The organism is Bradyrhizobium sp. Arg816 (assembly GCF_029989365.1).
In the GTDB taxonomy this organism is placed as follows: Bacteria; Pseudomonadota; Alphaproteobacteria; order Rhizobiales; family Xanthobacteraceae; genus Bradyrhizobium.
Window position 1 is genome coordinate 330,474 of the sequence record NZ_JAPRAQ010000001.1, and the last position, 20,835, is coordinate 351,308.

17 protein-coding genes are annotated in these 20,835 nt (G+C 65.5%); 8 read left to right on the top strand and 9 right to left on the bottom strand.

What is annotated here, in order from left to right; all coding sequences use genetic code 11:
• The first annotated feature begins 2 nt into the window (after positions 1–2).
• From OWC48_RS01565 to OWC48_RS01595, 7 genes are read left to right on the top strand one after another with little or no spacing between them, the layout of a single operon-like run.
• Complete coding sequence (locus OWC48_RS01565) at positions 3–1,265, top strand: aconitase/3-isopropylmalate dehydratase large subunit family protein (protein ID WP_282518341.1); 1,263 nt, start codon at positions 3–5, stop codon at positions 1,263–1,265.
• Positions 1,262–1,759, top strand: a complete 498-nt coding sequence (locus tag OWC48_RS01570) for an alpha-IPM isomerase (protein ID WP_282518342.1) — start codon at positions 1,262–1,264, stop codon at positions 1,757–1,759. Before OWC48_RS01565 ends, OWC48_RS01570 begins: the two co-directional genes overlap by 4 nt.
• On the top strand, positions 1,756–2,934 hold the full coding sequence (locus tag OWC48_RS01575) for an alanine--glyoxylate aminotransferase family protein (protein WP_282518343.1): 1,179 nt from the start codon (positions 1,756–1,758) through the stop codon (positions 2,932–2,934). The genes OWC48_RS01570 and OWC48_RS01575 overlap by 4 nt, the downstream gene beginning before the upstream one ends.
• A 31-nt stretch (positions 2,935–2,965) precedes the next feature.
• The gene (locus OWC48_RS01580; RefSeq protein WP_282518344.1) at positions 2,966–3,973 is read left to right on the top strand and encodes an extracellular solute-binding protein; all 1,008 of its coding nucleotides are present in this window, start codon (positions 2,966–2,968) and stop codon (positions 3,971–3,973) included.
• A 4-nt stretch (positions 3,974–3,977) separates the two neighbouring features.
• The gene (locus OWC48_RS01585; protein WP_282518345.1) at positions 3,978–5,039 is read left to right on the top strand and encodes an ABC transporter ATP-binding protein; all 1,062 of its coding nucleotides are present in this window, start codon (positions 3,978–3,980) and stop codon (positions 5,037–5,039) included.
• On the top strand, positions 5,036–6,673 hold the full coding sequence (locus OWC48_RS01590; RefSeq protein ID WP_282518346.1) for an iron ABC transporter permease: 1,638 nt from the start codon (positions 5,036–5,038) through the stop codon (positions 6,671–6,673). Before OWC48_RS01585 ends, OWC48_RS01590 begins: the two co-directional genes overlap by 4 nt.
• 17 nt (positions 6,674–6,690) lie before the next feature.
• A complete protein-coding gene (locus tag OWC48_RS01595) occupies positions 6,691–7,746 on the top strand; it encodes a low specificity L-threonine aldolase (protein WP_282518347.1) in 1,056 nt (351 codons plus the stop codon).
• Positions 7,747–8,397: 651 nt separating this feature from the next.
• Here OWC48_RS01595 and OWC48_RS01600 read toward each other — a convergent pair.
• From OWC48_RS01600 to OWC48_RS01640, 9 genes are all read right to left on the bottom strand, one after another.
• A complete protein-coding gene (locus tag OWC48_RS01600; RefSeq protein WP_282518348.1) occupies positions 8,398–9,729 on the bottom strand; it encodes an MFS transporter in 1,332 nt (443 codons plus the stop codon).
• 72 nt (positions 9,730–9,801) lie between these two features.
• Complete coding sequence (locus OWC48_RS01605; protein ID WP_282518349.1) at positions 9,802–10,608, bottom strand: enoyl-CoA hydratase/isomerase family protein; 807 nt, start codon at positions 10,606–10,608, stop codon at positions 9,802–9,804.
• A gap of 29 nt (positions 10,609–10,637) precedes the next feature.
• Positions 10,638–12,182, bottom strand: a complete 1,545-nt coding sequence (locus OWC48_RS01610; protein WP_282518350.1) for an AMP-binding protein — start codon at positions 12,180–12,182, stop codon at positions 10,638–10,640.
• Entirely contained in the window at positions 12,175–12,693 is a 519-nt protein-coding gene (locus OWC48_RS01615; protein ID WP_282518351.1) for a (2Fe-2S)-binding protein, read from the bottom strand. Before OWC48_RS01615 ends, OWC48_RS01610 begins: the two co-directional genes overlap by 8 nt.
• On the bottom strand, positions 12,690–13,505 hold the full coding sequence (locus OWC48_RS01620) for a xanthine dehydrogenase family protein subunit M (protein WP_282518352.1): 816 nt from the start codon (positions 13,503–13,505) through the stop codon (positions 12,690–12,692). Before OWC48_RS01620 ends, OWC48_RS01615 begins: the two co-directional genes overlap by 4 nt.
• Positions 13,502–16,504 carry a molybdopterin cofactor-binding domain-containing protein gene (locus OWC48_RS01625; protein WP_282518353.1) on the bottom strand — a complete coding sequence of 1,001 codons (3,003 nt, stop codon included), beginning with the start codon at positions 16,502–16,504 and terminating at the stop codon, positions 13,502–13,504. Before OWC48_RS01625 ends, OWC48_RS01620 begins: the two co-directional genes overlap by 4 nt.
• Before the next feature lie 143 nt (positions 16,505–16,647).
• A complete protein-coding gene (locus tag OWC48_RS01630) occupies positions 16,648–17,487 on the bottom strand; it encodes a helix-turn-helix transcriptional regulator (RefSeq protein ID WP_282518354.1) in 840 nt (279 codons plus the stop codon).
• A gap of 127 nt (positions 17,488–17,614) precedes the next feature.
• The gene (locus tag OWC48_RS01635; protein ID WP_282518947.1) at positions 17,615–19,036 is read right to left on the bottom strand and encodes a UbiD family decarboxylase; all 1,422 of its coding nucleotides are present in this window, start codon (positions 19,034–19,036) and stop codon (positions 17,615–17,617) included.
• A 25-nt stretch (positions 19,037–19,061) separates the two neighbouring features.
• Positions 19,062–19,682, bottom strand: a complete 621-nt coding sequence (locus OWC48_RS01640; protein ID WP_282518355.1) for a UbiX family flavin prenyltransferase — start codon at positions 19,680–19,682, stop codon at positions 19,062–19,064.
• A gap of 174 nt (positions 19,683–19,856) precedes the next feature.
• Between OWC48_RS01640 and OWC48_RS01645 the strand changes: the two genes are divergently transcribed.
• A complete protein-coding gene (locus OWC48_RS01645) occupies positions 19,857–20,825 on the top strand; it encodes a LysR family transcriptional regulator (protein ID WP_282518948.1) in 969 nt (322 codons plus the stop codon).
• Positions 20,826–20,835 lie beyond the last annotated feature (10 nt).

Sequence of the window (20,835 nt, forward strand, 5' to 3'; positions counted from 1 at the left end):
CGATGGCCGGGCGTACGATCTCCGAGAAGATCCTCGCTCGAAAATCCGGGCAGGATGCGCACGCCGGGGACCTCGTGGTCTGCGAGGTCGATTGCGCGCTCGGCACCGACGGTTCGGTCCCGATGGCGCTCGACTATTTCAAGGCGATGGGCGGAGAGAACGTGCGCGATGCCGCCCGGTTGGTCTTTGCGCTCGACCATTACGTGCCGCCGACAAGCCCGCAGACGATCGAGCTGCACCGCGTGATGCGGGACTTCGCCAGGCGGTTCGGCGTCACGCTGCATGAAGCTGGCGAAGGAATCGGTCACCAGCTCATCGTGGAGACGGGCCGCGCTCTGCCGGGTGGTCTGGTCGTCGGAGCCGACAGCCATGCCGTGACATACGGGGCACTGAATTGCTTTGCGACCGGGATCGGCTCGTCGGATCTCGCCGCGGTCATGCTGTGTGGCCGGATCTGGCTGCGCGTGCCGGATTCGATCCGCGTCGTCCTGACCGGACAACTGCCGAGCGGCGTCTATGCGAAGGATATCGCACTGGCCCTCGCGGGCATGCTCGGCGCTGACGGTGCCGCCTATCAGGCACTCGAATTCGCAGGACCGGGTGTCGCCACCCTCGCGCTGGAGGACCGCCTCGTCCTGAGTAATCTTGCGGTCGAGATGGGCGCGAAGACCGGCATCTTCCCGGCCGACGCTGAAACCGTCGCCTATCTGCAGGGCCGTACCGGCCAAGCTTTCGAACCGGTCGCAGCGGATCCGGATGCGCACTACAGCCGGACCGTGGAGATCGCGCTCGACGCCCTCACGCCACGGATCGCGTTGCCGCATCTGGTGGATCAGGTCGTGGCGCTCGAAGATGCGGCCGGCACGCCGGTACAGATGGTCTATCTCGGCACCTGCACGGGCGGCAGGTTACGCGACTTCCATCAGGCTCTCGCGGTGCTAGAGGCGGGTGGAGGCGTTGCACCCGGCGTGCAGCTCGTGGTCACGCCGGCATCGCGCGAGGTCCGCGACGCCATGACGGCCGATGGCACACTCGACGCCCTGGTCGGCTTCGGCGCCACCGTGGTCCAGCCGGGCTGCGGCTCCTGCTGCGGGACCTGCGGGGTGATCCCCGGTGACGGGGTTTCGGTGATCTCGACCGCCAACCGCAACTTCAAGGGCCGCATGGGCAACGCCAAGGCATCGATCTACCTCGCCTCTCCGGCCGCTTGCGCAGCCGCCGCGACCCGCGGTGTCGTGACCGATCCTCGCGAGGTGTCGCGATGACAGCCCTGCGAGGACGTGCGCGACTTGTCGGCGACGACGTCAACACCGATTCCATCATCAGCTCGACCCGCAAGCGGGAGAGCCTCGACCCCGCCGTTCTCAGGCAATTCCTGTTCGAGCATGTCGATCTGACCTTTGCAGCTTCTGTGCAACCCGGAGACATCCTCGTGGCGGGCAAGAATTTCGGTTGCGGCTCGGCCATGGAAGTCGCCGTCACGACAGTGCTCGGCGCCGGCATTCCGGCGGTGCTGGCCCGAAGCTTCTCGCGCACCTACTACCGCAACGCCATCAACAACGGCCTGCTGCCGCTCGTCTGCAATACCGGCGGGATTCGCGAGGGCGACATCCTGATCTCCGACGGCACCGGCGCGGTCCGCAACGAACGCAGCGGCGAGACGCTCAGCCCGGAGCCGCTGCCGCCGATCATGCTGGCTATCCTGCGCGCGGGCGGCCTCGTTCCCTATATGCGTCAGAACGGTGACTTCAAGCTATGACGATCACAGACACTCCGAGCGCCATTGCCTCGACGGGATACCGTCTTCGGCTTCCCGGTCCAACCGAAGTGCCCGAGCGGGTGCGGCAGGCGATGGCTCGGGTGATGGTCAACCATCGCGGCCCCGAATGCCGGACTGCGATCGGCGAGGCGGAGGAGATGATCCGTCCGATTTTAGGCACGACGAACCGCATCCTGTTCTTTGCGAGCTCCGGAACCGGCGTTATGGAGGCTGCGCTCGTCAACGTGGCCGGCCCGGGCCATCGGATCCTCGTAGTCGAGCATGGTCAGTTCGGTGAGCGTTTCACCACGATCGCCAAGGCCATGAACATCACCGTCGACACGGTCGCGATCGAATGGGGCCATGCGATCGATGTCGCCACGGTGGAGGCTCGGTTGCGCGAGCACCCCTATCGAGCCGTCGTCGTCGTGCACAATGAGAGCTCGACCGGGATCGTGGCCGATCTCGCGGCGCTCGGCGCATTGGTGCGCGACCTGCCAACGCTGCTCATCGCAGATTCCGTCAGCGGTCTCGGCGGCATCGCGATGCGACAGGACGAATGGGGCGTCGACATCGTCGTCTCGGCCTCGCAAAAGGCCTTGACGTGCCCGCCCGGCCTCGCACTTGCCAGCGTCAGCGCCAAGGCGTGGCGCGTGATCGGGCAGGACGAGCAGCGATCGGCCTTCTATTGGGATTTCCGTCGCGCGCTGAAATCCGCGGAGCAGAATGAGACCGCATTCACGGCACCGGTGAGCCTCATCTATGGCCTGCGTGAGGCCTTGACGATGATGCACGAGGAAGGCTTCGCCAATGTGCTCGCGCGCCACAAGAAGCTTTCCAGCGCGCTGCGCGTCGGTGGCGCGGCGATCGGACTCGCAGATTTTTGCAATGATGGGCCACGCTCGAACACGGTCGTTGTTTTCAAGGTCCCCGACGGGCTCGAAGGCGGAGCGATCGTGCGGCAGCTCTACCAGGATCACCGCACGGTGATCGCAGGCGCCCGCAACCGTCTCTCCGGCCGTGTCATCCGGTTTGGCACGATGGGTGCTTTGAGCGCGGGAACCATTCTGACCGACCTTCTGCATCTCGAGGACGCACTCACGAAGTTCGGCCTGCCGATCGAACCCGGCGCCGGGCTCAAGGCGGCCACCGAGTACTTCGCCGCAACCGCATGAGCAATCGCTGAACCCACGAGGGCGAACCACGATGAGATCTCCTGCCTCCATCCTCGCCCGAGTCGTGACGCTCGCGGCATCGCTATTCGCGGCCGGGCTGGCCTCGGCCCAGCAGAACGTCGTGCTCTATTCGGCCAACGACGACACCGTGAACAAGCTTGTAGCCGAAGGCTTCGCCAAGGCGACCGGAATCAAGGTCGACGTGGTCTCGACCGGATCAGGTGTGCTGGTGCGCCGCGTCGCGTCCGAGGCCGCCAATCCGCAGGGCGACGTGATCTGGGGCGTCAGTGCGACGCTGCTGCGGCTGGCGAGCCCGCACCTTCAGGCTTACGCGGCGAAGGGCCGCGAAGCCGTGCCGGCGCAATTTCGCGATCCAAACGACCTTTGGCTGGGCACCAACATCCAGGTCGTTGTGATCGGCCAGAACACCAAGGCGATCGACAAGGCCAGCGGGCCCAAATCCTGGGCCGACCTCCTCGATCCGAAATGGAAAGGCAAGCTCGCCTTTACCGACCCTGCCAATTCCGGATTCTCATATGCGGCCGCGACCACGCTTCTCTCGCTGTGGGGCGCGGACGACGCAGCTTGGACCAAGATGGACGGGCTGCTTGCGAATGCGAAGGTGCTCAACCGCTCGACCCAGGTCTTCGACGGGATCGGCAGCGGCGAATATCCGCTTGGCATCACGCTCGAATATGCCGGCTTCCTGTGGGCCCATAACGGTGCGCCAGTGAGCGTCGCCTATCCGGCCGAGGGCACCTATGCAGGCATCGAGGGCGCCGCCGTCCTGAAAGGCGGACCGAACCCCGAGCCTGCCAAACGGCTGGTCGACTATCTCGCAAGCAAAGAAGTCCAGGAGATGTTGCTGAAGGCGACGTTCCGGCGCCCTGCCCGTCAGGATATCGAGCTCGAGGCAGTCGCACCGGGGATGCTGCCGTTCTCGGCGGTCAAGGTGCTGCCCTATGACGACACCAAATGGGAAGCGGCCCGTCGCGACACCCTCGCGCGGCTGAAGACCACGATCCAGAACACGCGCTGATCCGATGACCGCGATCCGGATTGAAAACCTGACCCGCACCTTCGGCGCGGTGCGGGCCGTGGACGACATCTCGCTCGACATCAGGCATGGCGAGCTGTTCACGCTGCTTGGGCCGTCAGGCTGCGGGAAGACGACGTTGCTGCGCATGATCGCAGGCTTCGTCGATGTCGAATCCGGCTCCATTTGCTTCGACGGCCGGCGCATCGATGCTCTGCCCGCGCATCGCCGCGACACCGGCATGGTGTTTCAGAACTACGCGATCTTCCCGAACCACACCGTCGCCGAAAACGTGGCCTATGGGCTGAAGGCCAGGAAGATTCCGGCTGCCGAGATCGTATCGCGCGTCGACAAGGCGCTCGAGCGGGTGCGCCTTGCAGGTTACGGTCCGCGCTCACCACACCAGCTCTCCGGCGGTCAGCTGCAACGCGTGGCGATCGCCCGCGCGCTCGTGATCGAGCCCGCCGTGCTCCTGTTCGACGAGCCGCTGTCCAACCTCGACGCGCAGTTGCGCACCGAAATGCGGGTCGAGGTCCGACAGCTGCAGCAGGCGCTCGGCCTGACTGCGATCTACGTGACGCATGATCAGGAGGAGGCACTCGCCATCTCCGACCGCATCGCCGTCTTGCGTCACGGCACGATCGAGCAAGTGGACACGCCGGAGCGCATTTACCGGATGCCGCAGACTGCCTTCGTCGCGGAATTCCTCGGCTCGACCAATATGGTGCCGGGCATCGCGGGAGCTTTCGACGGCCACAACACTCCTGTCGCAGCAGCCGGAACCGAATTCACGGTCAGAGGCGAGGTCGCAGCGCCGGGCACGCCGGTGTTGCTGTCTGTCAGGCCGGAGGCCCTGCAGCTGCGAGACGGCTCCGGTGGCTCGCTTGTGCATGCGCGTCTGGCACTGCGTGAATTTCTCGGCCCGGTACAACGCCTCCACGCAACCCTGCCGGACGGCACTCCAATTCGGATCTCGGCGCTCGGCGGCCAGGCGCTCGATCTCTTGCCCGGCGCGCCGCTCACCCTTGCCTACGACCCTGCCCAGATCACGGCGTATCCAGCGCCATGAAACGCTTCGCCACCATCGTGACGCTGGCGGCGTTGGTGCTGCTCGCGGTGTTTCTGCTCTACCCGCTGGCGCTCGTCCTGGATGCAAGCTTTCGGATCGACGGCACGGGCGGCCTGACACTTGGGAACTATGCGGCGATTGTGAAGAGCCGCTACTATCTCGGCAGCATCGGCAACAGCCTGCTCTGCGCCGCGCTCGCGACGGTCTTCGCATGCGCGATCGGCATCCCGCTTGCCTTCTGTCTTGCCCGGATCGACATACCGGGCCGCGCGCTGCTGCTGACGCTTGCGTCCTTGCCGCTGGTCCTGCCCTCGTTCGTCAGCGCCTACGCTCTTGTTCTTCTGTTCGGCCATGCCGGCGTCGTCACCACCGCATTGCGCGGGATCGGCATCCCGATCGGCTCGATCTATGGCCTGCCCGGCATCGTCATCGTGTTCACGTTGACGCTCTATCCGTATGTCGTCATGCCTGTGCTGGCCGGCTTCCAGGCCGTCGACGCCTCGATGGAGGAGGCGGCGCGCAATCTCGGCGGTTCACGGCCCTATGTGATCCGCACCGTGCTGCTGCCCATCGTGATGCCGGCGATCCTTGCCGGCGGACTATTGGTGTTCATTGAGGCATTGGAGAATTTCGGCGTGCCAGCGGTGCTGGCTGAGGACCGGCCGTTCCTGGCCGTCGACATCTTCAAGCTGTTCGCCGGCGAATCTGATGCCAATCCGGCCGCGGCGGGCGCACTCAGCGTGCTCCTGATCGCCTGCACGGCGATCGCGCTGCTCGTTCAGCGGCACTACCTCGGCAAACGCCGGTTTTCGACCAATGCCCGCAGCGCTCCCGCGAAGCTGCCTCTGACGCCGGGACTGCGGCTCACGGCCACGATCGTGAGTTGGGGCATTGTGATCGCCTCGCTGCTGCCGTTCGCGGCCGTGTTGATGATCTCCCTCCTGCGCTTTCGCGGCCCTGTCCTGACCTGGGAGTTCGGATTGGGCAATTACGCCACCCTGTTGTCGGGCTCCTATCGGCCGCTGCTCAACACGCTGACGCTCGCCAGCATCGCGGCCGTCGCCACCATGCTGATCGGCGCTCCGATCGGCTATGTCGTGGCCCGGCACCGCTCGCGCCTGTCGGGATTGCTCGATTTCGTCGGCATGGTGCCGTTTGCGGTCTCGGGCACGATCCTGGCGATCGGGCTCATCATCGCGTTCAACAGCGGTCCCTTGATTCTGACCGGCGGCTGGCTGATCCTGGTCATCGCCTATGTCGTTCGCAAGCTGCCCTTCGCGATCCGATCGTCCTCGGCAATCGTGCACCAGCTCGATCCCTCGCTCGAGGAAGCCTCGATCAATCTCGGGGTCTCGCCAAGCAAAACCTTCGCGACCCTGACCGTGCCGTTGATGGCCAGCGGCCTTGTCGGCGGGCTGGTGCTGGTCTGGATCACCGCGGCATCCGAGTTGAGCGCGACCATTGTGCTCTATGCGAGCGGCTGGGTCACCACGACCGTCGTGATGTACCATGCCATCGAGGGCACCGGCGCGGGTCTAGCGGCCGCCGCGGCCGCGGTGCTGATCCTCGTCACCGCAATCCCGTTGCTCCTGATCAATCGGCGCATCAACAAGCAGGAATCAACCGTGATATGACGGCAGGACAGGACGGTATGAACGAAGCAGCCCCGACGCTCCCGAATTTCCGCAGCGACAATGTCGCGCCGGTCTGCCCCGACATTCTGCGAGCGATCGCCGAGGCCAATCGCGGCCCGGCCGCCGCCTATGGGGACGACGATTATTCGAGATTGTTGAATGCGCGCTTCTCGGAGCTGTTCGAGACCGCGGTCACCGTGTTCCCGGTCTCGACCGGTACGGCGGCCAACGCCTTGTCACTCGCGAGCTGCGCGCGGCCCTATGGCGCCATCTATTGTCACGAAGAGGCGCATATCCACACCGCGGAAGGCGGCGCGACCGAAGCCTTCACAGGCGGCGCGAAGCTCGTCGCCATGTCCGGCCGAAACTTTCGGATCCAGCCGTCGAGCCTGCGCGAAGCGCTGGGCCGGGCGGCCTGGGGCGTCCTCAACCGCTCCCAGCCCGATGCGGTGTCGATCACTCAGGCCAGCGAATATGGAACAATCTATCCCCTCGCCGAGATCGCCGAAATCGGAGCAATCGCCCGCGACAGGAATCTGTCGCTGCACATGGATGGCGCCCGGTTCGCCAACGCGCTGGCGCGACTCGATTGCAGCCCGGCCGACATGACATGGCGCGCTGGCGTCGACCTCCTGTCCTTCGGGGCGACCAAGAACGGGGCGATGTCGGCGGATGCGATCGTGGTGTTCGATCAGGATCTCGTCGAATCCCTGTCCTATCGGCTTCGCCGCGCCGGCCAGACCTCGTCGAAGATGCGCTTTGCGTCTGCACAGCTGCTCGCCTACGTCGAGGACCGCCTTTATCTGCGGCTCGCGGCGAAGGCCAATGCCGTGGCCGCGCGTCTGGGAGGGGGTCTCGCTGCACTGCCCGACGTTCAGCTCATTGCGCCAGTGGAAGCCAATCTGGTTTTCATCAACCTGCCCGCTTTGGCGATCAACCGTCTTGCAGCGAGCGGGCTGCAATTCGCGCGACGGGGCCAGGACGTAATCCGGTTCGTGGCTCGCTTTGACAGCACCGAACAGGAAGCCGACGAGGTTATCGCGCTCGTCCATCGCGCGATTGCAGGAGGCTGAGAGCGACCACTCCTTAACCGATCATTCCGCAGATAGTTGCCCCGCCCACCGTCACCCACGCGTCTACAGCCTTCCAATTTACGATTGCGGCCTTGTCGACCAGCACGACTTTCGCGCCTGCCTCAGCAGCAGATGTCGCGGCCCAAGCGCCCGCCATCCGCCACCGATGATCAGCACGTCGGTCGCTATCGAGAGTTCTTCGAGCGCGGACGACATTATGATCCTGATCTCCGACAATGCATTGGCCGCTCCGCCGGCACCGGATCATGCCGAGCGACGCCCATCGAGCCATGTTTGGGCCGGGCCGGACTCGCGTCAATGAAAGGTAAAACTCTTTTGATACCTCGCAGCGAACGAGTCGTGCCGCCTTTGGCGAAGTCGAGAAGATGGCTATTTCGGCATAGAGCAGATTTCTCCGGCGAGGACGGCGAATGAAACGAAGCTTCTTGCAGCCGCGTGGTCCTGCCTGACGCCCGAATTTGACCGAAGCCCCTCAAGGCGCGGAAATGGGCTTTCTTGATACAGTGCGATTGAAGAGCAGACCTCCTGCCAAATGCAGTCGGTCAAGCGGAATGCCAGCCCCTCCATTCCCGTCTCATCACGTAATTCGATGGCTCGGCGCGGCCACGAATGCGGCCGCGCCGATTTGGCTCAGCGGAAGTCACCCTTGGTCTCGGGAATGACGACCGCACCAATCAGATAGATCACGAACACGCCGACCGCGAAGTAGGCCAGCGACATCGGGATCTCCGCGGGGCTGCCGCTCACCAGCGAGACGAAGGTCGGCATCATGCCGCCCAGCGCAAAGCCGATGTTCCAGGACAGACCCGTGCCGCTCGCGCGCAACGCGGTCGGGAAACGCTCGTTGAGGAAGATCAGCACCGGCGCATAGCCGGCATTGCCGATGAAGGCGATCGCGAGCGCATAGAGCGTGATTTGCGTCGTGTCCTTGGTCGCCGCGAGATTGAGGTAGCACAGCGGCAGCAGCACCGCGGCCAGCACACCGATCACGAGGAACGTCTTCTTGCGGCCAATGCGGTCGCTGAGCGCGCCGACCAGCACGGCCGAGAAGAACGCCGACACGCTCGCGCCCATCAGGATCAGCGATGAAGTCTGGTTCGGGACCGCATTGATGACTTTCAGGAAGCTCGGCAGATAGCCCGAGGTCAGGTAATAGCCGGCACCACCGCCGAAGGTGATGAGAAGGTTGACCAGCAGCACGCCGCGATATTCGCCGGAGAACACGTCCTTGACTGGCGCCTTCGAGACCCTCGCCTGCTTGTTACCCTGCTGGCGCTTGAGCTCCTTGAAGTAAGGCGACTCCTCGAGGTTACGGAAGATGAACCAGCCGAGCAGCGAGCTCAGCAGCCCCGAGAAGAACATGAAGCGCCAGCCCCATACCGCGAAAGCATCGCCGGGGAAGATCGAGGACGTGATCAGGAAGATGAAGGACGCGAGCAACGCACCGATGCCGGCGCCACCGCCGCCGACCAGGCCCGACATCGCGCCGCGCCATTGCGCCGGTACCGATTCCGTGCCGATGGTGTGGGTAGAGGCCACCACGCCGCCGACGAAGATGCCCTGCACCAGGCGCAGGATCAGGAAGATGATCGGCGCGAGAATTCCAACCTGGGCGATGGTCGGCAGCAGGCCGAAGGCTGCCGTGCTGATTCCAACGCCGATGATGGCGATCAGCATGGCCTGCTTGCGGCCGTGCACGTCCGCATAATGCCCGAACACGGCCGAGCCGAGCGGCCGCATCAACAGCGTCACGGCGAACGAGCCGTAGACCGCGGCGAGCGACAGCGCCGCATTGCTCGACGGAAAGAACAGCGCGCCGACGACCGGCGCCACATAGAGCAGAATGAACAAATCGAACAGATCGAGCGCCCATCCGAGCACCGATGCGATGATCGCATTGACCATCTGCTTGTTATCTGCGGACGCTTGTGCGCCCGCGACCGGCATATCCATCTCAGCCATGTTGTTTTACCTCCCCCGTTTTGATAGAGCCGCGGATCGCGTCATTGCGAACCGCGGCGGTTTTGTCGCGTATCAGCGGCCGGTGAACTTCGGCGGACGCTTGGCGTTGAAGGCCTCGACGCCTTCCTTGAAGTCCTCCGACTGGCGCAGGCGGCTGTAGCAATGGCCTTCGAGCTCGATCGCGATGGCGAGCGTCGAATCCTCGGTGTCGTTGAGGAGCTTCTTCGCAGTGCGCTGCGCCAGCGGCGAGAAGGTGCGGAGCTCGTCGACCAGCTTGTCGGTCGCCTTCTCCAGCTCGGCATCCGGCACGCATTCGGTGGCGATGCCCCAGTCATAGGCCTGCTTCGCCGAGATGCGCTTGGAGCGCATCACGATGTCCTTGGTGCGGGTGATGCCGACCATCTTCTGCAGGCGCGCCGAGCCGCCCGAGCCCGGGATCTGACCGAGCTTCTGCTCCGGCAGCGCGTATTGTGTGGTCTCGGAGGCGATGCGGAAATCGCAGGCCAGCGACAGCTCGAAGCCGACGCCGAAGCAATAGCCGCGGTTGGCGACGATCACGGGCTTGGCACAGCGCGCAGGTGCGGCGATGTTCCAGGCGAGCTTGGAGACGTGCTCGGGGCTCGCCTCCATGAAGCCGCCGATATTGCCGCCGCTGGAGAAGTGCTCGCCCTCGCCGCGCACCACGATCACGCGGACGCGCGGATCCTCGTCCAGCGTCTCGAAGGTCAGCCGCAGCTGGTCGCGCTGTGGCATCGCCACGACGTTGTAGGGCGGCCTCCCTAAGATGATGTCGGCGCGCTCATGCGCCTCGTCGATCTCGACCTTGAACCCGTCGAGCTTGGCAAGCCGGGGATCGGTGAATGTATAGGGTGACGGCATCTGTGCTTCCTTCTGTTGATGATTGATGATCAGGCGGCGTCTGACGGCGGCAGGCGCTCGGCCTCGTATTCTCCGGCGACGAGCAGTCGCCGCAGCAGCTTGCCGACCGGCGATTTCGGAATCGCGTCGACGAAGACGTAGCGGCGCGGCCGCTTGAAATTGGCAAGGCCCGTCGTCCGGCAGAACTGCTCCAGCTCGACGTCCGACACAGGGCGATTGCGCTTGACGAACGCCGCGACGACCTTGCCCCATTTCTCGTCAGCGACGCCGACCACTGCGACTTCGTCAACGGCGGGATGCAGCGACAGGCAGCTCTCGATCTCGACCGGCGAGACGTTCTCACCGCCGGTGATGATCATGTCGTCGACGCGGCCGGTGACAAACAGGTCGCCGTCGGGATCGACGAAACCGGTATCTCCCGTAAAGTACCAGCCCTCGCGCAGCGACTTGGCGTCGGCCTCGGGGCGACGCCAGTAGCCTTCAAAGGCCTCGTCACCGGCAAGCGTGGCGATGATCTCGCCCTCCTCGCCGACCGCAGCAAGCTCCGCGACCGACTTCGCGCCGATGCGGACGACCTTGACGTGCTGGTTCAGCCCCGCCTTGCCGGCCGAGCCGGGCTTGGCCGCTGCATTCTGATCGATCGTAAAGGTGTAGATCTCGGAGCTGCCGTAGTGATTGACAAACAACTCTGGCTTGAACGCCTCGTTCAGCCTCTTGAGAAGACCGTCGGTCATCGAGGCGCCGGCAAAGCCGAGCTTGCGCACGCTGGAGACATCGGTTTCGGCGAAGGCCTCGTGATGAACGAGGTCGTGATAGAGCGTCGGCACCAGATAGAGGTTGGTGATCTCCTCCTTCTCGATCAGCGCCAAGGCCTGGCGGCTGTCATAGCGCGGCAGGCAGATGAAGCTGCCCCCGATCAGCGACATCGCCAGCAGCGAGCGGACACCCATGGTGTGGTAGAGCGGCATCACGCCGAGCGTGCGCTCGCCGCGGCCGTAGAGATTTTGCGCGACATGGGCGATCGCCGCGGCACGTTCGGCGCGATGCCGCCGCGGCACGCCTTTCGGCCGCGAGGTCGTACCCGACGTGTAGAGCATGATCGACCAGGCATCAGTGCCGACGCGCGGCTCGGCGTCCGGCGTGCTGTCCTTGATCAGGTCGGCAAAGCTGGTGGCCTCCCCCGTCCCGGGATCGACGGACACGCGCAGCTGCTTGCCTGCCAGCCCCGAGCCCTGCACCGCCTCGGCAGAGATATCCTGGTAGACAATCGCGCAGGCATCGGCGTTCTCGATGCAGTAATCGAGCTCGTCGGCCTTGGCGCGCCAGTTGATCGGCGTGATCACGAGGCCTGCGAACTGGCAGGCCCAGTGCAGCGTCGCCGCTTCCCAGCGGTTTTGCAGCAACGTGACGACGTGATCGCCGGGCTTGAGGCCGAGGCGGTCGAACGACGCCACCAGCGCGGAGATCTTGCCGTACCATTGGCGGTAGGTCAGGCGCAGATCGCCGTCGACCAATGCAATGGCGTGAGGATCGCGCGCGGCGCTGGCGATGAAGCTGCTGGCGAGATCAAGCATCGGACGTCTCTTTTTTGGATGAAGCGAGTTCGGCGGCGGCTTCGAGGGCCGCCTGGATGATCGGGGTGTAGCCGGTGCAGCGGCAGATATGCCCGCTGAGGAGATCGCGGATCTCCGCTTCGGTCGGCGCCCGGTTGCTGGCGAGGTAGTGGTCGAGCGACATCAAAATGCCGGCGGTGCAGAAGCCGCACTGGAGCGCGTGGTTGCGGCGGAACGCCTGCTGCAGCACGCCGAGCCGGTCAGCCGACGGCGCTAGCCCTTCGACGGTCTTGAGATCGCAGCCATCGACCTGCGCCGCGAGCGTAAGACAAGACCGCGTCAACATGCCGTCGACCACGATTGTGCAGGCACCACAGACGCCATGCTCGCAGCCGACATGGGTGCCGGTCGCACCCAGCTGGTGGCGCAGGAAATCGGAGAGCAGCATGCGTGGCTCGGCCTCGCCTTCCACGGACTTGCCGTTCAGCGAGAAACGCACGGAATGGCGCTGATCAGCCTTGAGACGGGTCATTGCAGCACCTCGCCGATCAGATCGCGACCGATCATGCGCACGAGGTCGCGCCGGTAGCGCGCGGTGGCGTGGACGTCGTCGCGGGCACCAAGCTCGTAGGCGAAAGCATTGAGGGCATCGTCGAGCGCGCTGCCCTCCAGCCGCGGCCAGTCGCGCGCGGTCGGAACGTCGGCGACGCCGCCAACGGCGAGACGCACGCCCGTCGGTGTCTTCATCGCCGCGCAGGCGACAATGGCGAAATCGCCATGGCGGCGCGCGACCTCGCGGAAGACGAAGCGGCCTTCACGGACCACCGGGAGCGAGATGCCCTCGATCAGCTCATCGTCCGCCCGCGCGGTCAGCATCATGCCGGCAAAGAAGTCTTTTGCTGGCACACGGCGGCGCCGCTTTGCGCTGCGCAAGACCACCTCGCCGCCGAGCGCAACCAGCGTCAGCGGCATCTCGGCGCTGGGATCGGCGTGCGCGAGCGAGCCGCAGATGGTGCCGCGGCTGCGGGTCTGCATGTGCCCGACCCATGGCAGCGCCAACGCGACCAGCGGCAGCGCCGCGGCAAGGTCAGGCCACGCCAGGAGATCAGCCTGGCGCACCCCGGCACCGATGGTGACGGCATCGCCCTTCCGCTCGATCTGGCGCAGCTCCTTAAGGCGCATAATGTCGATCAGCAGCTTTGGCTTAGCGAGGCGCATGTTCAGCATCGCCATCAGCGACTGCCCGCCGGCGAGCACGCGGGCATCGCCGCCCTGCTGTGCCAACCCTTCGAGAACGTCGCCGACAGTCTCGGCCCGGAGATAGTCGAATGCGGGCGGTTTCATCGGCGCCCCCCGAACAGGCTCGCCACCTTCGCCAGCACCGCGAACAACGAGAAGCTGCTGCCCTCGGCGCCTCCACCTCCAGCCTTTCGCGCGAGCGCGGTGAAGAACTGGCCGATGATCACACGCGTCGCGCCGTCGAGCAGACGGCCGCCGATGCTGGCCACCTTGCCGCCGATCGCGGCGTCGTAGCTGTAGGTCAGTTTTGTTCCGCTGTTGCCGTCGGGCGCGAGCGTGATACGTCCCTCGGCATTGCCGAAGCCAAGCGCGCCGGTGGCGCCTCCACGCAGGGTGACCGCGCGCGGCGGGTCGAGATCGAACAGCTCGACGTCGGCGCGATAACGCCCGCTGACCGGGCCAATGCCGAGCGTGACGTCGGCGCGGAAATGCGTGTCGGTGATCTTGTCCACGCTCTGGCAGCCGGGAATGACCGACTGCAGCGTGGCGGGATCGAGCAGCATCGCCCAGACCTGCTCGGGCGCCCCCTTCACCGAAGCCGCGCCCTCACCGCGCAATCGCCGGTCACCTTCACGCGCTGGCGTAGCAATCGCGCCGCCATCGGGAGGCGGCGGTTCGGCACCGCGCACCAGCTCTGCAAGCCGCGCCGGCACCAGCGGCAAGGTGATGTCGGCAACACCGAGCGCATCCGCGACCGCATTGGCGATGCAGACCGGCGTCGACATGCAATTGCCCTCGCCCACGCCCTTCGCGCCGAGCGGGGTGAACGGCGACGGCGTCTCCATGTGGAAGATTTCGGGCTCCGGCACCTCTGTCGTGGTCGGCAGCAGATAATCGGCGAGCGTTCCCGTGAGGAAACTGCCGTCCTCGGCGTAGGCATATTCCTCAAAGAGCGCGGCGCCGAGCGCCTGAGCAAAGCCGCCGCGGATCTGGCCGTTGACCATGCCGGGATGCAGGATGGTGCCGCAATCGTGCATGGTGACGTAGCGATCGATCCGCGTCTCCAGCGTCGTCGGATCGATCTCGACGCCGCAGAAATCGAAGATGAAGCCGTGGCAGAGCGAGGAGTTAATGCGGTCCTCGTCATCAGGCGGCGTCAGCTCCGGCGGCGTCCAGAACACGGTCTCGCGGATGGTCTGGCCGGCGTCGTCAGGCAGTGAGCCCGGCGACCAGTGGCTGAGGGCGGCGACGCGCGAGAACGCGATCCGGTTTTCCGGATTGTGCCTGGAGGCGACGAAACCTTTTGCAAACACGATGTCCGCGGCTTCGACGTTCAACTGGCTGGCTGCAATGCGCGCGAGACGGCCGGCGACGCGCTCGGCCGCGAGCTTCGCCGTGCCCGCCACCGCTGCTGCGAAGCGGCTCGCGTAATTGCCCGACGCGATCGACCAGGCGTCCTTGGCCGTGTCGATCTCGGTGTTGACGCGGATATCCCCAGGCTGGAGGCCGAACACGTCGGCGACGACCTGCGACAGCACGGTGCGATGGCCCTGCCCCTGCGGCACGGACGCGACGTGAACGGTGACGCTGCCGACCGGATCGAGGCCGACGGTGGCCGTCGCCTGCGCGCCGTTCTTCGGACCTGCCTTGCGGCGCTCGGCTGCCGTCAGCACGGTCGTGATGTAGCCCATGTTGGAGACGCTGGGTTCGACCACCGCGGTGAAGCCGATGCCATAGAGACGCCCCTGCGCCCGCGCCTCGTCGCGCTTCGCCTTCAGTTCCGCGAGCCTGCCCTGCTCGACTGCGAGCGCGACGGCTTCCTGGTAGTTGCCGGAGTCGAGCAAGGCACCAGTCGCGGTGCGATACGGAAACGCGCCGGCATCGATCAGATTGCGCTTGATGACATCGAGCGGATCGAGGCCGAGGCCGATCGCGATCCTCTGGACCAGGCGTTCCAGCGCGAAATAGACCTGCGGGCCGCCAAAGCCGCGGTTGAGACCGGTCGGTGTCTTGTTGGTGACCACGACGCGGTTGCGGATCTTGACGTGGCGGATGTCGTAGGCGCCGGTCAGATTGCCGTGCATGCGGTAGAGCGTGGCAGGCTCAGGCGCGCGCAGATGCGCGCCGCAATCCTCGACCTGGTCCCAGTCGAGCGCGAGGATCTTGCCGTCGGCTGCGACCGCCGCCGCCAACGTCGTCGCGCGGTTGGTCGCCGACACCGACGCGGTGAGATGCTCGAGCCGGTCCTCGATCCACTTCACCGGCCGGCCCGTGACGCGCGCGGCGGCGGCGATCAGCACGATGTAGGGAAACACGCCCTGCTTGACGCCAAAGCTGCCTCCGGAATCCGGCGGCGTGCGCAGCCGCAACCGGTTGCCCGGCACTTTCAGCGCGCGCGCAATCACCGTGTGGATGCTGAACGGGCCCTGGAAATTGGCGAGCACCTCATAGGCATCCTCGCCCGCATCGTGCGATGCGACGACGCCGTAGGTCTCGATCGGCGTGCAGGAATTGCGGGGATAGCGGATGTCGATCGAGAAGCGATGCGGTGCCTCCGCGAAGGCTTTCTCGGGATCGCCGTAGCGGAAATAGCGGTCGCTGGCGAGATTGCCGGGAAAGCCGTCGTGCAGCACGGGTGCACCCGGCGCGAGCGTACCGAGCGGATCGACGACGGCGCCGCGCGGGCGATACTCGACGCTGATCAGCTCGGCCGCATCCTCGGCGCGCGCGCGGTCGGTCGCAACGACCAAAGCGACCGGTTCGCCGACATAGCGCACGCGATCCATCGCGATCGGCCAACACTCCACCGGCGCCTTCACGCCGACGACGAGGCTCGTCGTCACGGCCTTGACGTCGCTGCCGGTCAGAACCGCGGCAACGCCCGGCAGACGCTTCGCGGCTTCAACGTCGATTGAAAGAATATCGGCATGCGCATGCGGCGAGCCCAGGATCGTCGCGTGCAGCGTGCCGGGCTGGACACCGAGATCGTCGATGAAGCGGCCGCGGCCGCTGAGCAGCGCGGCATCCTCGACGCGCTCGATCGAACGCCCGACCCACGGCTCATCGCCACTTCCCGGATTTGCGGATTTGACCGCCTGCAACATGTCCCGGCATACCTCCCGACGCGTTCTTTGACGCGACGATGACGTTTGTCAGGACAGAGGGGGCGCGGGCCATACCGCCCGCTCTCACGACTTACCAAATCGTCTCATTCGAGAGCGTGCAGCGCAACATCAGCCTGCAAGACTCAACCCGCAAGACGCGAGACGTTGCGAAACTCGCGCGGGCTGACGCCGGCGTGATCGCGGAAGAAGCGCGCGAAATGCGCCGGCTCCGGAAAACCAAAGCGCTCGCTGAGTTCGCCGAGCGGCGTGTCCTCGCGCATCACAGCGTCCAGCGCGCGCTCCATGCGGACGACGTTGAGATAGAGCTTTGGCGAGACGCCGAGCGAGGTCTCGAACAGGCGGAAGAACTGCGCGCGCGACAGGCCCGCCCCCTTCGCGAACTGATCGACATTGGCATAGGACTCGTGCACGCGCATTGCGTCCATCGCGCGGCGGATCCGCCAGTCGCAGCTCACCGCGCTCATGCCGCGGATCGAGGTCGGGAAGCTGCGCCAGGGCGTGAAGCGCTCGATCACCGCGATCATGAGATCCGAGAGCGTCTGCTCGTGGGTCCGCACCGCATCCGGATTCGCCATCATTTCGGCCGCCAAATGCAGCGTGAGCTGACGGATGCGCGGCGACACCTCGCCCGACGGCCGCTCGAAAAAGCCCGGCGCACCGCTGGCCGCCCAGCCGGGACGGAACTCCTTCAGCCATTCCGGCTCGATATAGAGCGCCATGATCAGCGTGCGCGGACGGTTGGCGTCGTGCACATAGGCATGCGGCTTCCAGCCGTCGACAAGCACGGCGGCCGTATCCGTCAGCGGCGTGACCTGGTCGCCCACAAGAAACTGCGTGTCGGAGCCCTCAACCTTGAGCAGGACGTGACAGTGATGATGAGCGTGGCGGACCAGCGAACGGTCCATGTCGAGCAGAGCGACCCTGCCGAAAGCGCCGTGAGCGATGCGCAGGGCCGTCGACATCAGTTCCTTCCTCCCGGCAGCGTTGCGCTGCAAAATGATTGCTTCATTGGCGCGGCACCATAAGCAGCACTCGCTTCATATTCCAATGGCGCAAACCGACGCAAGTTGCTTCCGAGCGGAAATCCGCTCATGCGCGCGTCTCCGAGAGAAACCGCGCGACCGCGGCGCCGGGGTCGGCCTGCAAGGCCGTGGCGAGATCGACTTCCTCCTCGCCCTTGACGCGAATACGCTTGAAAGCGAGCTCGGGCGCGTTGACCGGCGCGGTCGCATCGAGACCCATCTTGGCGCTGATGCCGTTGTCGGTGGTCGGATCGAGCTTCGAGCCGAGCGCGCCGGCGACGACCATGAGGTCGCGGTCGGCCTGGAAGCGCGTCGCCACCGCCCATTCGATTTCCTCGGACGAGGAGATGTCGACGTCCTTGTCCACCACGACCACCTGTTTGATGTCATAATGGGCGCCGAAGGCGCACATCATGATGTTCTTGGGCTCGCCGTCGTTCGCCTTGTCGATCTTGATCGCGAGGTGGTAGCGGCAGGTGCCACCGCGCGTGAGGCGGACATCGAGAACGTTTGGAAAGCTGCGGCGCAGATGCTGGAGCAGCGTCGCCTCGCGCGGCACGCCGCCGAGGATCAGATGCTCGAAGCCGCCGCCGACGATGGTGTGGAAGATCGGCGCCTTCCGATGCGTGATCGCATCGACCTCGATCACCTCGCGATTGGCGCGCGGACCGTAATATTGGGGGAATTCGCCGAACGGACCTTCCGGCTCGCGCACGCCCTGAAGAATGCGTCCCTCGATGACGATCTCCGCGTGGGCGGGCACGCGGACTGAATTGGTGCGGCACTTCACGACGTCGACTGGCGCTCCGAGCAGCGCGCCGGCAATCGCCATCTCGTCCTCGTCAAGCGCGGCGATCGCCTGCGAGGCCAGCATCAAGGCCGGATGGGCGCCGATCACGATCGCGATCTCCAGCGCCTGGCCCAGCTCTTCCGCGAGGCGGTAGTAGGACAAGGTGTGCCGCGGCAGCAACAGCACGCCGATGCGGTTCTTGCTGCTGATCTGGCAGCGGTGGATCGAGACGTTCTGTACACCGGTCTTCGGGTTGCGCGCGATCAGCAGGCCGGCCGTGATGTAGGGGCCGCTGTCGCGCTCATTGTGCTTGGGCACCGGGAGTTGGCGCAGCAGATCGACGTCCTCGTGGACGACGTCTTGCACCGGTCCGCTCGCGACCTCATGCGTCGGCAGCGGATGGCTTGCGGCAGCCAGGAACCGTGGCAGCAACTGGTCCTCGGTCACGCCGATGGAATCGGCGACCCAGTCGCGGCCGGCGAAGAGATTGGCGACGACGGGAATCTCGTGCCCGTCGGGACGCGGAAACAGCACGGCGCTATCGCGTTCGAGCCGCTTCGCGACAGCGGCGAGCTCGTCCGCAAGTCCAATGCCCTCGCGCGCAATCGCGAGCTTGCCGCGTTCGGCGAGGTAAGCGAGCCAGGCGCGCAGATCGGCGGGCGCGTTCGCGCCTCTCCTCGCAACATTTTCCATTCGCATACGGGTCATTCCTCAGGTCTTCAGGTCAAGGCGCGATCTTGCGCAGCGGCGGCGCGCGACGCTTGAGCGCCTCGTCCTCGCCCCAGCGGCGCACGACGCCGATATCGATGTCGAACAGGTCGAGTACGCGGCCGACGGTATGCTCCACCATGTCCTCTAGATTTTCCGGCTTGGCATAGAAAGCGGGCACGGGCGGCGCGATGATCGCGCCCATCTCCGACAGGGCCGTCATCGTCCTGAGATGCCCGGTGTGCAGCGGCGTCTCGCGCACCATCAGCACCAGCCGCCGGCGCTCCTTGAGCACGACGTCGGCAGCGCGGGTCAAAAGCGTCGTGGTCACGCCCGAGGCGATCTCGGACATCGAGCGCATCGAGCACGGCGCCACGATCATGCCGGCGGTGCGGAACGAGCCGCTCGAAACCGCCGAGGCCATGTCGTCGATCGCATGGCAGACATTGGCGAGCTCCCTCACCTCCGCGATCTTCAAATCGGTCTCGTAGGCAAAGGTCAGCTCAGCTGTCTTCGACATCACCAGATGCGTCTCCACGCCGGCATTGCGCAGGAGCTGCAGCAGGCGCACGCCATAGGTGACGCCCGAGGCGCCGGAAATGCCGATGATCATCCGTTTGGGTGTGGCGTCCTGCATATGTCTGATTTCGCTCCCAGACGGCCCGGGCCCTGAGGCCCCGCGGTCCGCCACGAGACTAGGCAATCCCACCCATCACTACAAATAATGATTGATTATATCATCCATCAGCTGTGATGATGTGCGCGAGCAAGACCGGCGAACGAAGGGACAGGCCCCGTGGAACTCAGGCAGATGCAATATTTCCTGTGCCTCGCCGAGGAAAAGAACGTCACCCGCGCCGCGCGTCAGCTCAACATCGTGCAGCCGGCGCTGAGCATGCAGATCGCCAAGCTCGAGGCCGAGCTCGGCCAGAAGCTGTTCGACCGCAGCGTCCAGGGCATGAATCTGACCAGCGCCGGCGAGGCGCTGGTGCGGCTGACCGCTCCGATCGTGCGCGACGCCGAGCACGCGCGGCAGGAGATGGCGCAGCTCGGCGGGCGCATTTCGGGGCGGGTCTCGGTCGGCCTCATCACGTCGGTGGCGCAGAGCACCATGGCCAGTTCGTCCGCGACGGTCGCCAGTCGTTATCCCGAAATCACGCTGTCCGCCTGCGAGGGCTATACCGAGACGCTGGTCGACTGGGTCAACACAGGCCAGCTCGATTTCGCGCTGATCAACGTGCCGCGCCGGAAGACGCCGCTGGCTGCGCATCACATCATGGATGAGGAGATGGTGTTTGCCTGCCGCAAGGACAGCCCGGTCAAGCCGCCGGCAAAGTTGCGCTTTGACCACATCGCAAACTTCGACCTCGTGCTGCCGTCCAAACGCCACGGCCTGCGGCTGATCCTGGATGAGCACGCCGCCGCAATCGGCATCGACCTGCGGCCGCGGCTCGAGCTCGACACCCTGCCCGCGCTCTGCGACGTGATCGCGACCACCGACTTCGCAACGGTGCTGCCGACCATCGCGCTCCGGCAATCGCTCGCGAGCGGCGTCATCCGGGCGCATCGCTTCGACCAGCAACGGATCGTGCGCTCGATTGCCTGGGTGCATCACCCGCGGCGAGCGGTGTCGGTCGCGGCCAAGGCGGTGCTCGATGTAGTCAGTCGCGACCTCGCGGAGGCCGCGAAAGCGGCAAGCGAACTCGTGGAGCCCTCGGTCCGCGCGACCTTGTCATCTCGCAAGGTGCGCAACAAGCCGCGGCGGAAAACGATCTCTTAAATGCAGGCTC

Bases quoted from the DNA above. Each gene is read 5' to 3' on its own strand.
- OWC48_RS01565 (WP_282518341.1), top strand. From the start codon at position 3: ATGGCCGGGCGTACGATCTCCGAGAAGATCCTCGCTCGAAAATCCGGG.
- OWC48_RS01615 (WP_282518351.1), bottom strand. From the start codon at position 12,693: ATGACCCGTCTCAAGGCTGATCAGCGCCATTCCGTGCGTTTCTCGCTG.
- OWC48_RS01600 (WP_282518348.1), bottom strand. From the start codon at position 9,729: ATGGCTGAGATGGATATGCCGGTCGCGGGCGCACAAGCGTCCGCAGAT.
- OWC48_RS01645 (WP_282518948.1), top strand. From the start codon at position 19,857: ATGCAATATTTCCTGTGCCTCGCCGAGGAAAAGAACGTCACCCGCGCC.
- OWC48_RS01620 (WP_282518352.1), bottom strand. From the start codon at position 13,505: ATGAAACCGCCCGCATTCGACTATCTCCGGGCCGAGACTGTCGGCGAC.
- OWC48_RS01605 (WP_282518349.1), bottom strand. From the start codon at position 10,608: ATGCCGTCACCCTATACATTCACCGATCCCCGGCTTGCCAAGCTCGAC.
- OWC48_RS01575 (WP_282518343.1), top strand. From the start codon at position 1,756: ATGACGATCACAGACACTCCGAGCGCCATTGCCTCGACGGGATACCGT.
- OWC48_RS01585 (WP_282518345.1), top strand. From the start codon at position 3,978: ATGACCGCGATCCGGATTGAAAACCTGACCCGCACCTTCGGCGCGGTG.
- OWC48_RS01580 (WP_282518344.1), top strand. From the start codon at position 2,966: ATGAGATCTCCTGCCTCCATCCTCGCCCGAGTCGTGACGCTCGCGGCA.
- OWC48_RS01590 (WP_282518346.1), top strand. From the start codon at position 5,036: ATGAAACGCTTCGCCACCATCGTGACGCTGGCGGCGTTGGTGCTGCTC.
- OWC48_RS01640 (WP_282518355.1), bottom strand. From the start codon at position 19,682: ATGCAGGACGCCACACCCAAACGGATGATCATCGGCATTTCCGGCGCC.
- OWC48_RS01625 (WP_282518353.1), bottom strand. From the start codon at position 16,504: ATGTTGCAGGCGGTCAAATCCGCAAATCCGGGAAGTGGCGATGAGCCG.
- OWC48_RS01610 (WP_282518350.1), bottom strand. From the start codon at position 12,182: ATGCTTGATCTCGCCAGCAGCTTCATCGCCAGCGCCGCGCGCGATCCT.
- OWC48_RS01595 (WP_282518347.1), top strand. From the start codon at position 6,691: ATGAACGAAGCAGCCCCGACGCTCCCGAATTTCCGCAGCGACAATGTC.
- OWC48_RS01570 (WP_282518342.1), top strand. From the start codon at position 1,262: ATGACAGCCCTGCGAGGACGTGCGCGACTTGTCGGCGACGACGTCAAC.
- OWC48_RS01630 (WP_282518354.1), bottom strand. From the start codon at position 17,487: ATGTCGACGGCCCTGCGCATCGCTCACGGCGCTTTCGGCAGGGTCGCT.
- OWC48_RS01635 (WP_282518947.1), bottom strand. From the start codon at position 19,036: ATGCGAATGGAAAATGTTGCGAGGAGAGGCGCGAACGCGCCCGCCGAT.